Source organism: Streptomyces wedmorensis (assembly GCF_000716445.1).
Taxonomy (GTDB): Bacteria; Actinomycetota; Actinomycetes; order Streptomycetales; family Streptomycetaceae; genus Streptomyces; species Streptomyces wedmorensis.
The window spans coordinates 171,780-190,341 of sequence record NZ_JNWK01000003.1 but is presented as its reverse complement, the minus strand read 5'-3'; the positions used below and the strand labels follow the sequence as shown (position 1 = coordinate 190,341).

General features: G+C 72.4%; 15 protein-coding genes. 9 read left to right on the top strand and 6 right to left on the bottom strand.

What is annotated here, in order from left to right; translation table 11 throughout:
• Positions 1–63 precede the first annotated feature (63 nt).
• The 5 genes from OO54_RS03245 (at position 64) to OO54_RS03225 (ending at position 5,041) form a co-directional block, all read left to right on the top strand.
• Positions 64–816 (top strand): GntR family transcriptional regulator, encoded by a 753-nt coding sequence (locus OO54_RS03245; protein ID WP_017239893.1) that lies wholly within the window; start codon positions 64–66, stop codon positions 814–816.
• A gap of 268 nt (positions 817–1,084) precedes the next feature.
• Positions 1,085–1,264 carry an SPOR domain-containing protein gene (locus tag OO54_RS03240; protein WP_017239894.1) on the top strand — a complete coding sequence of 60 codons (180 nt, stop codon included), beginning with the start codon at positions 1,085–1,087 and terminating at the stop codon, positions 1,262–1,264.
• A 40-nt stretch (positions 1,265–1,304) separates the two neighbouring features.
• Positions 1,305–1,760, top strand: coding sequence for a (deoxy)nucleoside triphosphate pyrophosphohydrolase (locus OO54_RS03235; RefSeq protein WP_051786671.1), 456 nt, complete (start codon positions 1,305–1,307; stop codon positions 1,758–1,760).
• Positions 1,761–1,903: 143 nt separating this feature from the next.
• Positions 1,904–2,326: an ATP-binding protein gene (locus OO54_RS03230; RefSeq protein WP_033201332.1), complete on the top strand. Its 423-nt coding sequence runs from the start codon at positions 1,904–1,906 to the stop codon at positions 2,324–2,326.
• A 144-nt stretch (positions 2,327–2,470) separates the two neighbouring features.
• Complete coding sequence (locus OO54_RS03225; protein WP_033201331.1) at positions 2,471–5,041, top strand: SpoIIE family protein phosphatase; 2,571 nt, start codon at positions 2,471–2,473, stop codon at positions 5,039–5,041.
• A gap of 41 nt (positions 5,042–5,082) precedes the next feature.
• Here OO54_RS03225 and OO54_RS03220 read toward each other — a convergent pair whose 3' ends face one another.
• Both OO54_RS03220 and OO54_RS03215 read right to left on the bottom strand, forming a co-directional pair.
• Positions 5,083–5,790 (bottom strand): PspA/IM30 family protein, encoded by a 708-nt coding sequence (locus OO54_RS03220; RefSeq protein ID WP_033201330.1) that lies wholly within the window; start codon positions 5,788–5,790, stop codon positions 5,083–5,085.
• 44 nt (positions 5,791–5,834) lie between these two features.
• On the bottom strand, positions 5,835–7,943 hold the full coding sequence (locus tag OO54_RS03215) for a TPM domain-containing protein (protein WP_033201329.1): 2,109 nt from the start codon (positions 7,941–7,943) through the stop codon (positions 5,835–5,837).
• 141 nt (positions 7,944–8,084) lie between these two features.
• On the opposite strand from OO54_RS03215, the gene OO54_RS03210 reads away from it, so the two are divergent.
• Together OO54_RS03210 and OO54_RS03205 are read left to right on the top strand one after the other, a co-directional pair.
• Entirely contained in the window at positions 8,085–9,092 is a 1,008-nt protein-coding gene (locus OO54_RS03210; RefSeq protein ID WP_017239899.1) for a glycoside hydrolase family 18 protein, read from the top strand.
• Positions 9,093–9,180: 88 nt separating this feature from the next.
• On the top strand, positions 9,181–10,005 hold the full coding sequence (locus OO54_RS03205; RefSeq protein WP_033201383.1) for a transglutaminase domain-containing protein: 825 nt from the start codon (positions 9,181–9,183) through the stop codon (positions 10,003–10,005).
• Here OO54_RS03205 and OO54_RS03200 read toward each other — a convergent pair.
• The 4 genes from OO54_RS03200 to OO54_RS03185 are packed head-to-tail and all read right to left on the bottom strand — an operon-like array spanning position 9,986 to position 13,725.
• Complete coding sequence (locus OO54_RS03200) at positions 9,986–10,756, bottom strand: succinate dehydrogenase/fumarate reductase iron-sulfur subunit (RefSeq protein ID WP_033201328.1); 771 nt, start codon at positions 10,754–10,756, stop codon at positions 9,986–9,988. The genes OO54_RS03205 and OO54_RS03200 overlap by 20 nt on opposite strands.
• Positions 10,753–12,624 carry a fumarate reductase/succinate dehydrogenase flavoprotein subunit gene (locus OO54_RS03195; protein ID WP_033201327.1) on the bottom strand — a complete coding sequence of 624 codons (1,872 nt, stop codon included), beginning with the start codon at positions 12,622–12,624 and terminating at the stop codon, positions 10,753–10,755. Before OO54_RS03195 ends, OO54_RS03200 begins: the two co-directional genes overlap by 4 nt.
• A gap of 10 nt (positions 12,625–12,634) precedes the next feature.
• Positions 12,635–13,465 (bottom strand): hypothetical protein, encoded by an 831-nt coding sequence (locus tag OO54_RS03190; protein WP_033201326.1) that lies wholly within the window; start codon positions 13,463–13,465, stop codon positions 12,635–12,637.
• Positions 13,466–13,497: 32 nt separating this feature from the next.
• Positions 13,498–13,725 carry a hypothetical protein gene (locus tag OO54_RS03185; protein ID WP_033201325.1) on the bottom strand — a complete coding sequence of 76 codons (228 nt, stop codon included), beginning with the start codon at positions 13,723–13,725 and terminating at the stop codon, positions 13,498–13,500.
• Between the two features lie 247 nt (positions 13,726–13,972).
• On the opposite strand from OO54_RS03185, the gene OO54_RS03180 reads away from it, so the two are divergent.
• Both OO54_RS03180 and typA read left to right on the top strand, forming a co-directional pair.
• Complete coding sequence (locus OO54_RS03180; RefSeq protein WP_033201324.1) at positions 13,973–16,336, top strand: ABC transporter family substrate-binding protein; 2,364 nt, start codon at positions 13,973–13,975, stop codon at positions 16,334–16,336.
• Between the two features lie 272 nt (positions 16,337–16,608).
• Positions 16,609–18,510, top strand: a complete 1,902-nt coding sequence (gene typA / locus OO54_RS03175; RefSeq protein ID WP_017239904.1) for a translational GTPase TypA — start codon at positions 16,609–16,611, stop codon at positions 18,508–18,510.
• Positions 18,511–18,562 lie beyond the last annotated feature (52 nt).

The window sequence follows — 18,562 nt, the reverse complement described above, 5'->3', positions numbered from 1 at the left end:
CTTGCGGATCGCCACCGTCGGTTGTCAGTCTGTTGCTGTCAGTCAACCTGAGGGGAGTGTCCAGTGACGTTCGGTGAGCAGCCCGCCTATCTGCGCGTGGCGAGCGATCTGCGGGAGAAGATCGCCAACGGCTCGCTTCCCCCGCATACCCGCCTCCCCTCGCAGGCACGCATCCGCGAGGAGTACGGGGTGTCGGACACCGTCGCGCTGGAGGCCCGCAAGGTGCTCATGGCCGAAGGGCTCGTGGAGGGGCGCTCGGGTTCCGGCACGTACGTGCGGGAGCGCCCCGTGCCGCGGCGCATCGCCCGCTCCGGCTACCGCCCCGCCGCCGGCGCCACCCCCTTCCGCCAGGAGCAGGCGGCCGAGGGTGCCCGCGGCACCTGGGAGTCGAACAGCGAGCAGGAGCCGGCGAGCGTCGAGGTCGCCGAGCGGCTCGGCATCGAGCCGGGGGAGCGGGTGATGCGCACGCGGTACGTGTACCGGGACGGGGGCGAGCCCATGATGGTCTCCACCTCCTGGGAGCCGCTCGCCGTCACCGGCCGGACGCCGGTCATGCTGCCCGAGGAGGGGCCGCTCGGCGGCTGCGGCGTCGTGGAGCGCATGGCCGCGATCGACGTGGTCGTGGACAACGTGGTGGAGGAGGTCGGGGCCAGACCCGGCCTCGCCGAGGAACTCCTCGCGCTCGGCGGGGTCCCCGGGCACGTGGTCATGGTCGTCGAGCGGACCTATTACGCCTCCGGCCGCGCCGTCGAGACGGCCGACGTCGTCGTCCCCGCCGACCGCTACCGCATCGCCTACCACCTGCCGGTGCGCTGACACCCGCGCCCGCCCGCGTATGCGGCAGCCGATGGGGCTGCCGCCCGCGCCGCCCCGCGTTCGTGGGGGCCGGCGGCTGCTCCTGTGCGCCCGATGAGGGAGTCGATGCGTGAGGTTCGGCCTCGTTGCGTCGGTTCCCGGCCGATCCGTATCTCTTTGTGAAAACGCATATCCGCTGTGTGAAGGTCAGGCGTAAGCTCCGGCATATGCGGATTGAGGTTTCCCGGAGATCCTCGACGGCGCCCGGACCCGTGGAAGGAGCAGCCCGATGACCGACGGTGGCCCCCTCCTGCCTTGGCTCGTCATACGGCAGGACGACAACGGCAATCGCTACCGGGTGGGGCGGTACGCGACCAAGGACGAGGCCCAGAAGATCGCGGACAGTCTCGACGACCGCGGTCACAAGCAGCTCTACTGGGTCGAGCACATCGGTACCCCCGCTCTCTGAGCCCGGCGGTCGCCGACCGGGCCGGGCTACGCTCGCGCCCATGACGGAACGCACCACCGACCCCGCCCCGACCCGTGAGCCCGGCGCCGTGGTCGTCGTCGCGGGAGCCCTGTACGACGGGGGGCGGCTGCTCGCCGCCCGCCGCAGCGCCCCCGTCGAGCTCGCCGGCCGCTGGGAACTGCCCGGCGGCAAGCTCGAACCGGGCGAGACCGGAGAAGAGGCGCTGGTCCGCGAGCTCCGCGAGGAACTCGGCGTGGAGGTCGAGCCGGGCGAGCGCATCCCCGGCGAGTGGCCCCTGAAGCCCGGTTACGTCCTGCGGGTGTGGACCGCCCGGCTGCTCTCCGGCACACCGCGCCCGCTGGAGGACCACGACGCGCTGCGCTGGCTTGCCCGGCACGAGCTGGACTCGGTCGACTGGCTCGACCAGGACCGCCCCGCCGTGGCCGAGGCCGGGCTGAGGCTGCCGGAGGCGCCCGCCGACGGAGCGCGGGACTGAGTCTCTACGCCGTTCGTGCCACCGTGCGCCCGCTGGTGCAACCCGTACGATATCCCGCCCCGAATATCGGGTATGTCCAGATTGATCCCTTGAAAGGGGACGTGGCCCTTCCTGCTGACACACGGCTGGGGAAGTGATCAGGTGTGATCGACACCGACGGCGACCGCGCCGAGTGGAACTTCCCCGCGGAGGCGAACGCCGTGCGCACGGCCCGCCACGCCGTGCGCGAGACCCTGCGGGCCTGGGAGCTCGACGCGGCCCTCGGTGATGTGACCGTCCTGCTGGTCAGCGAGCTGGTGACCAACTCCCTGCGGTACGCCTCGGGCCCGATCGGGGTCCGGCTCGTCCGCACCCACCCCGGCGGCGCCGACCCGGCCCACCCGCCGGCGCTGCTCGTGGAGGTTTCCGATCCGCTTTCGGATCCGCCGACCGCGCGTGCCCCGGGACCCGAGGACGAGGGGGGCCGCGGCCTCGGCCTCGTGGCCTGTTCCGCCCGCCGCTGGGGGACCCGTAAAGGAAGGACGGGCAAAACCGTATGGTTCGAGCTGGCTCTCCCTGGTGAGTAAACAGGGAGGGACAACGATCACCGGTACTCGGCACGGGACGACCGAGACCACCCTGTGATCGGGAACGTCGTGCCGTCGGGGCCTGCCGTATTGAATACTGCGGGCATGGCCGATCCGGTGCGGTGAGCTGGAGGGGACGGTCGCGTGAGCGAGATATCCGAGACGGCGAGCGGCGGCGTCGTGTGGCAGAGCAGCCCGCCCGGCTCCATTTATGACTACATCCGGGTCGCCTCCTTCTCGATCGGGCCCGACGGCCTCGTCGAGCAGTGGAGCCGACGGGCCGTGGACCTCTTCGGGGTGACCGCCGAGGAAGCCAGGGGCAAGGACCCCGTCGAGGCCTTCATGCCCGCCGACCTGCGCGAGCGCGGTCACCGACGGGTCAGGGAGATCCTCGACGGCAAGGAGTGGACGGGACTCGTCCCCTTCCGTCTGCCCGGCGAGGAGCAGCCCCACGGCATCGCCGAGATGTACGTGATGCCGAGCGAGACCGAGACCGGGGAACGGGCCGCGCTCTGCATCGTCGTCGATGTGCGCGCCCTCCGGCGCATCGAGACGGACCTCGCCGCTTCCCAGGCGATATTCGGCCAATCTCCCTTCGGCTTCCTCCTCTTCGGCACGGACCTCACGGTGAAGCGGGCCAACCGGCGCTTCGCCACCGTCTTCGGCGGCTCGGCCGACGACCACCGTGGCCGCACCGTCCACGACTACCTCACCCGGCCCGAGGCGGACCGCATGACCACCGCCCTCCAGCGGGTCCTGGACACGGGGGAGTCCGTCACCGACTTCCGGATCGTCGGCGCCGCACCCGGTGCCCGCGACCGCCGCCACTGGTCCATCAACCTCTACCGGGTCCACAGCGGCTCCGGCCGCCCGGTCGGCGTCGCCGGCCTCGGCATCGACGTCACCCGCCGGCACAACGCGGCCAGGGAGGCCGCCAGCGCCCGCCGCAACCTCGCCCTCCTCAACGAGGCGGGGGCCCGCATAGGCAACTCCCTCGACCTGGAGGCCACCGCCCGCGAGCTCCTCGACGTCGCCGTCCCCGGCTTCTGCGACCTCGCCTCCGTCGACCTCTACCAGGGCCTGCTGACCGGCGACGAGGCCCCGCCCGGCCGATGGGGCAGCTCCCACGACGTCGGCTACGGGGCGGGCAGCGCCGAACTCCGCAGGGTCGCCTTCGCCAGCGCCGTCTCCGACACCCCCCTCAGAACCGACGAGGGCCACGCCCCGGACAGCGGCTGTTGCGGGCCCGTCCCCATCGAGGTCGGAGCCGTCCACCGCTACCCGTTCAACTCGCCGTGCGCCGGGGCCCTGCGCACCGGCCGCGTCCGGACGGTGCCGGGCGCCGACGGCGAACTCGTCCAGTCCACCCTGGTCGTGCCGATGGTCGCCCACGACATCGTCGTCGGCCTCGTCCAGTTCTCCCGCACCAAGGGCAGCGAACCCTTCGGGGAACGCGACCGGGCCCTCGCCGTCGAACTCGCCGCCCGCGCCGCCGTCTGCATCGACAACGCGCGCCTCTACCGCCGCGAGCACGAACGGGCCCTCATCCTCCAGCGCAGCCTGCTGCCGCCCGGCGACCCCGAGGCGGCCGGCCTCGACATCGCCTGCCGCTACCTGCCCGGCACCACCGCCACCGAGGTCGGCGGCGACTGGTTCGACGTCATCGAACTGCCCGGCCACCGCACCGCCCTCGTCATCGGGGACGTCATGGGCCGCGGCCTGCGCGCGGCCGTCGCCATGGGCGAACTGCGCACCGCCGTCCGCACCCTCGCCCAGCTCGACCTGGAGCCGGCCGAGGTCCTGTCGCACCTCGACGAGATCGCCCGCGGACTCGGCGCCCCCATCGGCGCGCAGCAGTCCCGCAGCCAGAAGTCCCGGGGCCCCGAACTCTCCGAGGTCTACCTCGCCACCTGCGTCTACGCCGTCTACGACGCCGTCACTCGCCGCTGCACCTTCGCCAACGCCGGGCACCTCCCGCCGGTGCTCGTCGTACCCGGCGAAGAGGCCGCGCTGCTCGACGTACCCCCCGGGATGCCGCTCGGGGTGGGCGGCGAGCCCTTCGAGGAGGTCGAGGTCGAGCTGCCGGAGGGCGCCCTGCTCGCCCTCTACACCGACGGCCTCGTCGAGTCCCGCGACCATCCCCTGGACGAGGGCCTCAACGCCTTCCGACGGGCCCTCACCGACCCGGCACGGCCGCTCGAGGACGTCTGCGACCGCGTCCTGAACAGCCTGAACACCGGGCACGGCGAGGACGACATCGCCCTCCTCATGGCCCGGATCCAGGGCCTCCCCAGCGAGGCCGTCGGCGACTGGCAGCTGCCCAGGGAACCCCGCTCGGTCGGCCGGGCCCGCGAACTCGCCCGCGCCCAGCTCGCGGCCTGGGACCTCGAACCGCTCGTCGACACCGTCGAACTCCTCGTCAGCGAACTCGTCACCAACGCGCTGCGGTACGGCGAGGGCGAGATCAGGCTGCGGCTGCTGCGCGACCGCACCCTCGTCTGCGAGGTCTGGGACGCGGGCCTGGTCCAGCCGAGGCGCCGGCGGGCCCGGGACACCGACGAGGGCGGCCGCGGCCTCCAGCTCGTCGGTCTGCTCTCCGCCTCCTGGGGATCGCGCCGCACCCCGCGCGGCAAGACCGTCTGGTTCGAACTGGACCTGCCGGGCGCCGAAGGGGTCGCGGAGCCCACGGTGGAGCAGCTCCTCAGCATGTTCTGAGGCGGGCAAGGACCCGGACGGCAACCGCAGGAGACGCCGGATCAGCCCTTGAGCGCGGCCAGCCGGGCCTCGATCTCGGCGCTGTCGCCGAGCGCGTCCAGCTGCTCGAACTGGGCGTCCAGGGAGGAGGCGGCGAGCTCCTGCTTGCCCATCGCCCGCGCCTCCTCCCGGCGCACCTTGTCCTCGAAGCGGTTCAGTTCGCTGGTCGGGTCGAGCACGTCGACGCTCTTCACCGCGTCCATCATGCGGTTCTGCGCCTGTGCCGACTCGGCGCGGGCGACCAGCTCGTCGCGCTTCGCCCGGAGCTCGCCGAGCTTGGCCTTCATCTGGTCGAGGCCGGTCCTGAGCTTCGACACCACCTCGGTCTGCGCGGCGATCGTCGGCTCCGCCGTCCGCGCCTCCTTCTCGGACTGGAGCTGTCGGCCCAGCGCCACCTTCGCCAGGTTGTCGAAGCGGTCCGCCTCCGCCGTCTGCCCGCCGCTCCGCAGCTCGTCGGCCTTCCGGCTCGCGGCGAGCGCCTTGCCGCCCCACTCCTTCCCGGCCTCCACGTCCTCCTGGTGGTCCTGCTCCATCAGCCGGAGGTTGCCGATGGTCGCGGCCACCGCCTCCTCCGCCTCCGCGATGTTGTTCGAGTAGTCCCGGATCAGCTGGTCCAGCATCTTCTGCGGATCCTCCGCCTGGTCCAGGAGCGCGTTGATGTTGGCCTTCGCCAGCTGGGTGACACGGCCGAGAACGGTCTGCTTGCTCATGGCACTTCTCCTTGAGGGGAACAGAAGGGAGAGGGCGGCCGCCCTCAGAAACGTCCGCCGCCGCCCAGCCGGCCGCGCGTGCCGCTGCCGCCGAAGCTGCCGGGACCGCCGCCGAAGCCACCACCCCCGAAACCCCCGCCCGAACCTCCACCGAACCCCCCGTGTCCGCCTCCCCGTCCCCCGCCGAACAGTCCGCCGAGGATGATGCCGCCGAGCACCGCACCGCCGAGCCCGCCGCCACCGCTGCCACCCACTCCTGATACACCGCCCAGGCCGTTCGGGTTCCCGTACCTCCGGACGTCCTGCTCGGCGAGGTCCTGGGCACGCCGGGCGAGGTCGTCCGCCTGCCGGGCCTCCGCGAGCGCGGCCTGCGGGTCGTCGGCCGCCGCGAGCGACTGGGCCTCGTCCCAGCGCCGCTGGGCCTCGGCGAGGCGCGTACGGGCCTCGCTGCCCACCGCGCCGCGGTGCGTGGTGACGTAGTCCGCGGCCGCTCCGATCGCGGAGCGGGCCGTCAGCATCGCCTGATCGAGGAGCGCGCGGGCCCGCCGGGTACCCGACTCGCGCTCCCGCGCGCCCTCCAGGGCCTCGTCGAGCGCGGTGTCGGCCTCCTCGACCCGGCGCAGTGCGTCGATCGGGTCGTACCGTCCGGCCTCCATCCCGCGCCGCACCTCGGCGGCGACCGACTCGGCCCGGGCGATCCGGCCCTGGAGATCGGCCGTGGACACGCCCTCGGCGGTCCCGCCGAGCAGGCCGCGGGCGTCCGCCAGGTCCGCGTCCGTCTCCGACAGCGCGCCCGGCAGCTTGCCCACCGCCTCGGCCAGTTCCTGCGCCCGCCGGTCCACGGCCTCGATCAGCCGGGCCGCCTGGTCCACGGCGCTCTCGGCGGCCCGGATGTGCACGGCGGCGCCGCCGTTGTCGCCGGCGTCGATCTGCTGGCGGGCCTGGTTGACGTGGGTCGTCGCGAACACGAGCCGGTCCTTCGCCTGTTCGGCGTCGCCTGCGACGGGCGACGCGGCCGTCTCGGCGTACCGCTCGCGCATGGCGGTCAGCGCCGCCTCGGCCGTGCCCACCCGCCCGGTCTGCTCCCGGAAGGCGGCCTCGACCGTGGCCAGCGCCTCGGGTGCGGTCCGCTCCAGGGCACGGAGCCGGTCGAAGTCCTCGGTCTCGGCGTCGAGCCGGGTGTCCGCCTCCGCGCAGCGGCGGAGGATCTCCTCCAGCATGGCCCGGCGGGTCGGGTCGTCCTCGGGGAAGGAGTCGTCGAGCTTCTGCCGCAGCCGGAACGAGGCCGTCAGCTGCTCCTTGGCGAAGGCGACGGCCTCGGTGAAGGGGCGTACCGCGTCCTCGCCGAACTGGGCCGACGCGAAGCCGAGTTCCTCCTGGCTGGTGCGGACGGCGTCGTCGGTGGCCACCAGGACGTGGCGGGCCTGCCCGTCGAGTTCGTCCAGGCTCGGCGGCGCGGGCTCGCGCGGCGGGCCCCAGCCCTGCCCGCCCTGCGGGGTGGTGCGGGTCCGGGTGCGCCGGCGACGTTTGGCGAACGCGTAGGCCGCCACGGCTCCGGCGCCGCCGACGAGGACCACCGGCAGGACCAGATCGGACCCGGAGGCGCCGTCGTCGGCCGCGGTGCCGGGGTCGGCGGGTCCGGGGGTGAGGGTCGGGACGGGGACGGGCTGTCCGGCGAGGACGGCGCCGTAGCCGTTCGCGGCGCCGATGGCGGCGCCCGCCCAGTCGTTCTGCCGCAGCGCGGGTTCGATCGCGGTCCGGGCCACGTCGTCCAGCTGGGCCTGGGTGAGGCGCGCGTCCGGGTCCGCGGAGTAGCCGTACTGCCGGTCGTGGGTGGCGACGGCGAGGAGGACGTCGTCGGTGCCGAGGCCGTTGCGTTCCGCGGTGGCGTCGGCCCAGCCCTGTCCCGTGCGCCCGGAGAAGTCCCTTACGTAGACGACGAAGAGCTGGATCCGCCGGTCGTCGTAGAGCCGGTCGAGGGCCTGGACCACCGAGTCGCGGCGGTCGCCGAGGGCGTCCACCCGGTCGGTGATCTGCCCGTCGCGGGAGAGGACGACGGGGTCGTCGGCGTGGGCACCGTGAACGGCGGGCACGAGGAGCCACCACGCCGCCACCAGTGCTGCGAGAAGGGCTCGGGTGGCTATTCGCGTCACAAACTGGAGGTTATGTCCGGGTATGGCGTGCCGCGACCGGACGGAACCCGTTGCCACCCGCCGGGCGTCACTGTCAGTGGCCGCCCCTACGGTGGCTCCAGTGGCGTGACGACCTTCGGGGGGCTCGGGTTGAACGGACGGATGCGGCGATGGTGGCGGCGGGGACGCTGGTGGGTCCTCGGCCTCGTGCTCGTCCTCGTCGTGCCCCCGCTCTTCGGGGCCCTCGCCCTGCGCGTCAGCTACGCGGGCGACCTCAGGGACGACGCCCGGACGCGCGGCAAGGACGCCTTCTGGATCGGCCACGCCTGGGTCGACGGACGCAAGAAGGACGCCGACCTCACGGAGCTCGCGGCCCGGCTCAAGGGCACGGGGATACGCGACCTGTACGTGCACGCCGGGCCCCTGGAGCACGACGGCACCCTGCCCGCGGCCCGGTACCCCCGGGCGAAGTGGCTGGTCGACGGGGTGCACCGGACCATGCCCGGGATACGCGTCCAGGCCTGGCTGGGCGACGTCCTGGCCACCGAGGGCCCCGTGGGCCTGCGCCTGGAGGACGCCGGGTCACGGCGGGCCGTCGTGGGCTCCGCCCGCCAGGTCCTCGACGCCGGCTTCGACGGGGTCCACTTCGACCTGGAGCCGCTGCACTCCGACGACCGGGACTACCTGTCCCTCCTCGACGACCTCGGGAAGCTGACCCGGGCCCGCAAGGTCCCGCTCTCGGTCGCCGCCCACCAGATCGACCCGCTGCCGGGCGCGCACACGGCCCTGGGCGCGGTCAGCGGGAGCGAGAAGTGGTGGTCGCAGGAGTTCTTCGGCGAGGTCGCCCGGCGCGTCGACCAGATCGCCGTCATGTCGTACGACACGTGGATGCCCCTGGAGAGCCTCTACGGCGGTTACGTCGCCCAGCAGACCAGCCTCGCCCTCGAGGTCACCCCCGAGTCCACCGACCTGCTGATGGGACTCCCCTTCTTCCACGAGGACGACCTGGGCCACCACGAGAACGCGGAGACCGTCGCCGCGGCCGTCAGGGGCGCGAGACTCGGCCTCGGCCGCACGGACCCGGGCCGCGAGCGGTTCGGCCTCGCTTTGTACGTCGACTTCGCCGCGCGCGAGGGGGACTGGACGGCCTACCGCGAGGGCTGGCACTGAGCGGGGACCCCGGATGCCGGGGCGCGGCCGGGCGGAGGAGGATGGGGCCGAGCGGCCCGGGTGGGCCGTGACCGAGGGGGAGTACGCCATGACCAGCCGTCTGCTGATGCCCGTCAGGCCCGTCCGCGTCCGCGCCGGGGAGGCGCCCGCGACGGAGGTCGCCGGGTCCACCCGGCCCACCCCGATCCTCGACCGGGAGCACCCGCTCGTGACCGCGCTGGTGGCGCGGGTGGTGCGCGAGTCCGAGGCGCGGGGGGCGGTCACCGACCGCGCCCGGCTCCAGGTGGCGCACGGCATCCTCGTCACCGCCGTGCGGCCGGTGTACTCCGTCGAGGACCGGCGCCGGGTCTCGCGCACGCTGCGGCTCGGCCGCGGTTCGTGCAGCCAGCGGATGGCGGTCCTGGAGGCGGTGGCCCGGTCCCTCGGAGTGGAGACACGGGTGCGCGGCCTGCTCGTCGACGGCTCCTTCTGGTACCCGAGGTTCCCGAAGCTCCGCGCGTTCGTACCGGCGGAGGTCCTCCTCGCCTGGCCGGAGTTCCACCTCGGCGCGGCCGGGACGACCGACGGCGGGGACGGCGCCGGCAGGGCCTGGGTGCCGATCGCCGAACTGTTCACCGGCCTCGCCCCGGCCGAGCACGGCGGCGGGTTCACCAACTCCGGTGCGGAGACGCTCTTCGAGGCCGTCGCCCGCACCACCGTCGACTGGGACGCGCCGGCCGCCTGCGCCGGCTCCGCCCCCTGCGACCTGTCCGCCCACCTCCGGACGGACCTGGGCCGCTTCACCTCCCGCGACGAGCTCTTCGCCCGGCACGGCCAGACCATGTGCCGCCCCGCACGCACCCTCGCCGAACCGGTCCTCGGCCGATGGAGCGCGGGCGCGGGCGGCGGCGCGCCTACGAGGTCCGCCGCCTGATCGTCTTCCCGAGCCAGACGAGCGGGTCGTACTTGCGGTCCACGACCCGCTCCTTGAGGGGGATGAGGGCGTTGTCCGTGATCCGGATGGACTCCGGGCACACCTCCGTGCAGCACTTCGTGATGTTGCAGTAGCCGAGGCCGTGCTCCTCCTGAGCGGCCCGCCGCCGGTCGAGTCCGGCCTCGTCCGCCGCGTCCAGGGGGTGCATGTCGAGTTCCGCGATCCGCATCAGGAAGCGGGGCCCGGCGAAGGCCTCCTTGTTCTCCTCGTGGTCGCGCACCACATGGCAGGTGTCCTGGCACAGGAAGCACTCGATGCACTTCCGGAACTCCTGCGAGCGGTCCACGTCCTCCTGCCGCATCCGGTACTCGCCCGGACCCAGCGCGGCGGGCGGGACGAACGCGGGGATCTCCCGGGCCTTCGCGTAGTTGAAGGAAACGTCCGTGACCAGGTCGCGGACGATCGGGAAGGCCCGCAGCGGCGTCACGGTGATCACCTCGTCCCGGTCGAAGACCGACATCCGGGTCATGCACATCAGCCGCGGCCGCCCATTGACCTCGGCCGAGCAGGAGCCGCACTTGCCCGCCTTGCAGTTCCAGCGCACGGCCAGGTCGGGCGTCTGGGTGGCCTGGAGCCGGTGGACGATGTCGAGGACCACCTCGCCGTCGTGCACCTCGACCGTGTAGTCCGTCAGCTCCCCGCCCCCGGCGTCGCCCCGCCAGATCCGGAAGCGGGCCTGATAGGTGCTCATGCCTCCAGCTCCTCCTCCGCCAGGTACTTCGCCAGCTCTTCCTTCTCGAACAGGGCGAGCAGATCGGGCCGCACGGGCTCGGTGCGCACCCGCTCCAGGACGACACCGCCGTCCGCCGCCCGGCACAGCAGGTTCACCGGGCGCCACGACCGCTCCATCGCGGGACGGTCCTCGCGGGTGTGCCCGCCCCGGGACTCGGTGCGTTCCAGGGCCGCCCGGGCCACGCACTCGCTCACGAGCAGCATGTTCCGCAGGTCGAGGGCGAGGTGCCAGCCCGGGTTGAACTGCCGGTGTCCCTCGACGGCGACCCGCCCGGCCCGTTCGCGCAGGGCCCCGATCCGCTCCAGTGCCTCGGCCATCTCGCCCTCCCGCCGGATGATCCCGACGAGGTCGTTCATCGTCTGCTGGAGCTCCTGGTGGAGGGTGTACGGGTTCTCCCCGCCGCCGTCGAACGGGGCCAGGGCCTCCGTCCGGGCGGCGTCCACCTCGTCCGCCTCGACCACGCCGCCCGCTCCCGACACCGCGTACTGCGCGGCGTACAGTCCCGCCCGCCGTCCGAAGACCAGCAGGTCGGAGAGGGAGTTGCCGCCGAGCCGGTTGGAGCCGTGCATGCCGCCCGCCACCTCGCCGCACGCGAAGAGCCCGGGGACGCCGACCGCGGCCGCCGTCTCCGAGTCGACGGCGACGCCGCCCATCACGTAGTGGCAGGTCGGCCCTACCTCCATGGCCTCGGCCGTGATGTCGACGTCGGCCAGCTCCTTGAACTGGTGGTACATCGAGGGCAGCCGGCGCCGGATCGCGTCGGCGGGCAGCCGCGTCGACACGTCGAGGAACACCCCGCCGTGCGGGGAGCCGCGTCCGGCCTTCACCTCGGAGTTGATGGCCCGCGCCACCTCGTCGCGCGGCAGGAGTTCGGGCGGGCGCCGGTTGTTCTCGGGGTCCTCGTACCAGCGGTCGCCCTCCTCCTCCGTCTCCGCGTACTTCTCCTTGAAGACGTCGGGGACGTAGTCGAACATGAACCGCTCGCCGTCGGAGTTCCGCAGCACCCCGCCGTCGCCGCGGACGGACTCGGTGACCAGGATCCCCTTCACCGACGGCGGCCAGACCATGCCGGTGGGGTGGAACTGCACGAACTCCATGTTCACCAGCGGCGCCCCCGCGAGCAGCGCGAGCGCGTGCCCGTCGCCCGTGTACTCCCACGAGTTCGAGGTCACCTTGAAGGACTTGCCGATGCCGCCGGTGGCCAGGACGACCGAGGGTGCCTCCAGGACGAGGAAGCGGCCGCTCTCCCGCTCGTAGCAGAAGACGCCGGCGACCCGCCCGTCCGCATCCTTGAGGATGCGGGTGACGGTGAACTCCTGGAAGACCTTCAGGCGCGACTCGTGGTCGCCGGTCTCGCGGTGGTCCTCCTGCTGGAGCGAGACGGTCTTCTGCTGGAGGGTCCGCAGCAGTTCGAGTCCGGTGCGGTCGCCGACGTGCGCGAGCCGCGGGTACTCGTGGCCGCCGAAGTTGCGCTGCGCGATCCGGCCGTCCGGGGTCCGGTCGAAGAGCGCTCCCCAGGTCTCCAGCTCCCAGACCCGCTCGGGGGCCTCCTGGGCGTGCAGCTCGGCCATCCGCCACTGGTTGAGGAACTTCCCGCCGCGCATGGTGTCGCGGAAGTGGACCTTCCAGTCGTCGTGCTCGTTGGCGTTCGCCATGGACGCGGCGATGCCGCCCTCGGCCATCACGGTGTGCGCCTTGCCGAAGAGGGACTTGCAGACGACGGCGGTGCGCGCGCCGGCCCGGCGCGCCTCGATCGCGGCCCGCAGCCCGGCGCCGCCCGCGCCGACCACCACCACGTCCCACCGCTGCCGTTCCACGGAGCTCACAGGACTCATGTCAGAAGAACCTCGGGTCGTCGAAGGCGCCGGTGGCGAGCAGGTAGACGTACAGGTCGCAGAGGGCGACGCTGATCAGCGAGGCCCAGGCGAGCAGCATGTGGTGCCGGTTGAGGCGCCCGACCCAGGTCCACAGCCGGTAGCGGACGGGGTGCTTCGAGAAGTGCCGCAGCCGGCCGCCGACGATGTGCCGGCAGGAGTGACAGGAGAGCGTGTACGCCCAGATGAGGGCGATGTTGACGAGGAAGACCAGCGTCCCGAGCCCCGCGTGCCCCCAGGCGTACGACGCGTCGCGGAAGGTGAGGACGGTGTCGTACGTGAGGATCCCGGCGACCGGCACCGCCGTGTAGAAGAAGTACCGGTGGACGTTCTGCAGGATCAGCGGGAACCGGGTCTCGCCGGTGTACGCGCGGTGGGGTTCGGCGACCGCGCAGGCCGGGGGAGACGCCCAGAACCCCCGGTAGTACGCCTTGCGGTAGTAGTAGCAGGTCAGCCGGAAGCCGAGCGGGAAGACCAGGATCAGCAGGGCGGGGGAGAGGCCCCACCAGCTGCCGAAGAGGTCCGCGTTCGGTCCGCCCCGCATCGGGACGCAGTTCTCCGCCAGGCAGGGCGAGTAGAACGGGGAGACGTAGGGGGCGGCGTAGTAGTCGGCGTTCGCGAAGGCCCGCCAGGTCGAGTACGCGACGAAGGCGAGCAGTCCCGCCGCGGTGGCGGCGGGGGAGAGCCACCAGCGGTCGGTCCGCAGATGGCGGGCGGCGATGGCGGCGCGCCCTGGCGAGCGCACCCCCGTCGCCGTCCTGTGACTCGGCGGGGGCTGCGTACCTGCGGCCAACAGGGCCTCCTACGGTCGGTTGCCGGTACGTCCTACGGCGCGTGCCGGTCGCGTGCTCCCAGTCCCTCGTCGTCGGTGTCCGTCCAGAGCCCGCTGTCGTACGGGGCGTCGGGGATGGTCACCAGGCTCTCGGCGCGGCCGGAGGCCGGCGTGGCAGGAGCGGCCCGCTCCGCCCCGACGCGGCGTTCCAGCTCTTCGACCGTGTGCTCCAGGTCCTGCAGGCGGCGCTTGACGGCCGCCAGGTCGTCCTGAACGGACATGGGTTGCCCTCACTTCCGCGAGCGGCTTCGGCAGGAGTGTCGCGCGTCACATCCCGCTTGGGAAGCCATGTGCACGGGATTCCACTCGTCCGGAGCGCTCGGCCGGGGGACGTTGAGCCGCACGAGTGGCGTTTTCCGGACGTGTCGCCGTGTCGCCGTGGCCGAAACCGCTCCGTCCTTTTCAGTGTATGAGCAATAGGTCTGATCATCTCCAAATGGCATAAATCTGGACGAAGGGGTACATGTCATGTCCCAGATCGGCGCCCCTCGCGGGAGGACATGCTCCAGGAGCCCCCGCTCCCGCACGCTCCGCTCCGTCGCCACCCTCACCAGCGCGGTCCTCGCCGTCACCGTGCTCGCCGGTTGCAGCTCCGGCGACGAGGCCGACGGAGGCCCGGTCGCGGCCCAGGACAACGCGCCCGCCGCGCGCGACGAGGTCGCCGACGGCGGCACCGTGCGCTGGGCGATCGACGCGCTGCCCACCACCCTCAACACCTTTCAGGCCGACGCCGACGGCGCCACCTCCCGCATCGCCGCGGCGGTGCTCCCCTCCCTCTACACGCTCGACGCGCGGGGCCGGCCGCAGCGGAACGCCGACTACCTGGAGTCGGCGAAGATCGTCGAGACCGAGCCCAAGCAGGTCGTCCTCTACAAGCTCAACCAGCAGGCGGTGTGGAGCGACGGACGCGAGATCGGGGCGCCCGACTTCGTGGCCCAGTGGCGGGCCCTGAGCGGCCGCGACACCGCGTACTGGACCGCCCGCAACTCCGGGTACGAGCGGATCGAGAAGATCGAGCGGGGCAAGGACGACCTGGAGGTCCGGGTCACCTTCGCCAAGCCGTACGCCGACTGGCAGTCCCTCTTCACCCCCCTGTACCCGAAGCAGGTGATGGGGTCCCCGAACTCCTTCAACGACGGGGCGCGCACCACCCTCAAGGCCACCGCAGGACCGTTCCTGCTGAAGTCGATCGACCGCAAGGCCGGCGGCGTCGTCCTCACCCGCAACCCCCGCTGGTGGGGACAGACCGCCAAGCTCGACAGCATCGTCCTCGCCGCCGTCCCCCGCACCGGCCGGGCGGCCGCCCTCGCCGCCGGCAAGCTCGACCTGGCCGAGATCGACCGCGCCACGGCCGAGCGGATCTCCCTCGCCCTCCGCGACGCCCGCGACGGCCGCAACGGGGCGCAGGCCGCCCTCGCCCACGGACCCGGCTCCGGGATCACCCCCTCCAAGGCCGTGAAGTCCTGGGCGCTCGCCCACGGCTCCGACGAGGCGAAGGCCGAGGAGGTCCAGGCCGCCCGCACGAAGAACCAGCAGGCCATCGCCGCGTACGCCACCGCCCAGGACACCCTGGCCGGCTACCGGGTCCGCAAGTCCCTCGAACCCGCCTACACCCAGCTCTCGCTCAACGGCGAGTCCGGACCGCTCGCCGACGAGCGGGTACGGCGCGCGGTGGCCCGCGCCATCGACCGCCAGGAGCTGGCCGAATCCGTACTCAAGCCGCTCGGCCTCCCGGCGCGGCCCCCCGGCAGCCACCTGGCCCTCGCCGGGCAGGCGGCGTACGCGGACAGCAGCGACGCCCTCGGCGACCAGGACACCAAGGAGGCGCGGGCCCTCCTCGCCGACGCGGGCTGGGTCCCCGGCGGCGCGGCCAAGAAGCCCGCCGGCACCAAGGCCGGCAGCGAGGCCGAGGACAAGGCGAAGGACGGGAAGGCCGCGGGCGGCTCCGCCGACGCGAAGAAGAAGGCCGGCGACACCGCCTCCGACGAGGGCCTCTACATCGTCGGCGACGACAAGCCCGGCGACCGCCGCGCCCCCGCCATCGGCGCGAACGGCACCGAGAGCGGCACCGACGTCCTCGCCCCGGCAGCCGCCGCCGCCCGCCAGAGCGCCGCGCTCCTCGCCCGCGCCGAGGCCCTCGACACCGGTACGGGCTCCGGAGCCCGCGCCGGCGCCCATTCGGCCGTCAAGCCGGACCGGGGCGTGGCCGGGGCCTACGCCCCGCGCGGCACCGCCGCCCCCGTCACCGCCCCCGACGCGGCGCGGGCCCTCGGCAAGGACGGCAAGGCCCTCAGCCTCCGCTTCGTCCTGCCCTCGGGACCCGGCTCGGAGTCGCTGCGGACGGTCGGCGACCGGATCGTCCGGATGCTCGACGCCGTGGGCATCCGCACCGAGGTGACCAAGGTCTCGGACGACAGCTTCTTCAAGGACCACATCGCGTCCGGCGACTACGACCTCGCCCTCTACTCCTGGCCCGCCTCCGCCTTCCCCGCGACCGACGCCCGGCCGATCTTCGCCAAGCCCGAGCCCGCCGCGGACGGCTCGCTCCTGGTCGAGCAGAACTACTCGCGGGTCGGCACCGACCGCATCGACCAGCTCTTCGACCAGGCGGCGGGTACCCTCGACGAGGAGGAGGCGCGGGAGCTCGTCCGCCAGGCGGACGCCCGGATCTGGGCCGCCGCCGGCTCCATCCCCCTCTACCAGCGCCCCCAGCTCGTCGCCGCCAAGGCCGATCTGGTGAACGCCGGAGCCTGGGGTCTGGCAGGCCCCCGCTTCCAGGACATCGGCTACAAGAAGCCCGAAACCTCCAAGGGCGCCGAACGAAACCGCTGAAACCTCCGAAACCGCAGGTCACAACCTCAGAAGCAGCTCAATTTCCTTGCCCGCCGGCGAACCCGGCGGGCAGGATCGCGTCGGCCCCTTGACCCGGTCGCACGACCCTCCCCACACCCTTGAAACCTCCCAGTAGACCCTCTCGGATCCCGGGCGGGGAAGCCCCTTGCGCGGCAGCCCCGTACCATAGGACATAGCCGTGGCGCGTCCGCCCGGCGGGCGTACGAGGAACTGACGCCGCATCCCACGATCCGAGAGAAGCGCAAGCACCCATGCCCACGCGCCACGACATCCGTAACGTCGCCATCGTCGCCCACGTCGACCATGGCAAGACGACCATCGTCGACGCCATGCTCAAGCAGGCCGGTGCCTTCGCCGCCCACCAGCAGCTCGACGACCGCATGATGGACTCGAACGACCTGGAGCGTGAGAAGGGCATCACGATCCTCGCCAAGAACACGGCGGTGAAGTATCACCCCAAGGACGGCGGGGCCCCGATCACGATCAACATCATCGACACCCCCGGCCACGCCGACTTCGGTGGCGAGGTCGAGCGCGGTCTCTCGATGGTGGACGCGGTCGTCCTCCTCGTGGACGCCTCCGAGGGTCCGCTCCCGCAGACCCGCTTCGTGCTGCGCAAGGCGCTCCAGCAGCGCAAGCCCGTCATCCTCTGCATCAACAAGACGGACCGCCCGGACTCCCGGATCGACGAGGTCGTCAACGAGACCTACGACCTCTTCCTCGACCTGGACGCGGACGAGGACCAGATCGAGTTCCCGATCGTCTACGCCTGCGGCCGTGACGGCATCGCCTCGCTGACCAAGCCGGAGAACGGCACCGTCCCCGCGGACAGCGACAACCTGGAGCCGTTCTTCTCCGCCATCCTGGAGCACGTCCCGGCCCCGGTGTACGACGAGGAGGCCCCGCTCCAGGCCCACGTCACCAACCTGGACGCCGACAACTTCCTCGGCCGCATCGCGCTCCTCCGCGTCGAGCAGGGCGAGCTGCGCAAGGGCCAGACGGTCGCGTGGATCAAGCGGGACGGCACGATCTCCAACGTCCGCATCACCGAGCTGATGATGACCGAGGCGCTCACCCGCAAGCCCGCCGAGGTCGCCGGCCCCGGTGACATCTGCGCCGTCGCCGGCATCCCCGACATCATGATCGGCGAGACCCTGGCCGACCCGGAGAACCCGATCGCGCTTCCGCTGATCACGGTCGACCAGCCGGCCATCTCCATGACCATCGGCACCAACACCTCGCCGCTCGTCGGCCGCGGTGGCACGGGCAAGGGCGCGGACGCCAAGGCCGCGGTCAAGAACCGCAAGGTCACCGCCCGCCAGGTCAAGGACCGTCTGGACCGCGAGCTGATCGGTAACGTCTCGCTCCGCGTCCTCGACACCGAGCGCCCCGACGCCTGGGAGGTCCAGGGCCGTGGTGAGCTCGCGCTCGCCATCCTGGTCGAGCAGATGCGCCGCGAGGGCTTCGAGCTCACCATCGGCAAGCCGCAGGTCGTCACCAAGGAGGTCGACGGCAAGACGCACGAGCCCGTCGAGCGCCTCACGGTCGACGTCCCCGAGGAGCACATGGGCGCGGTCACGCAGCTCATGGGTGTCCGCAAGGGCCGCATGGACAACATGTCGAACCACGGCTCCGGCTGGGTCCGCATGGAGTTCGTCGTTCCGTCCCGTGGCCTCATCGGCTTCCGTACGGAGTTCCTGACCAACACCCGCGGTACGGGCATCGCCCACTCCATCCACGAGGGCCACGAGCCGTGGTTCGGCACGCTGACGACCCGTAACAACGGTTCGCTCGTCGCCGACCGCGCCGGTGCCGTCACCGCCTTCGCGATGACGAACCTCCAGGAGCGCGGTGTCCTGTTCACCGACCCCGGCACCGAGGTGTACGAGGGCATGATCGTCGGCGAGAACTCGCGCTCCGACGACATGGACGTGAACATCACCAAGGAGAAGAAGCTCACCAACATGCGCTCCTCCTCCGCCGACTCCTTCGAGGCGATCGTCCCGCCGCGGAAGCTCTCCCTGGAGCAGTCCCTGGAGTTCTGCCGCGACGACGAGTGCGTCGAGGTCACCCCGGAGGCCGTGCGCATCCGCAAGGTGATCCTGGACCAGAACGCGCGTGGTCGCGCGTCCTCCCGCGCCAAGAACGGCTGACATCGGCCGCACCAAGGGCAGTTGAGGTTCACCGACCTCAGATCTCCCTCAA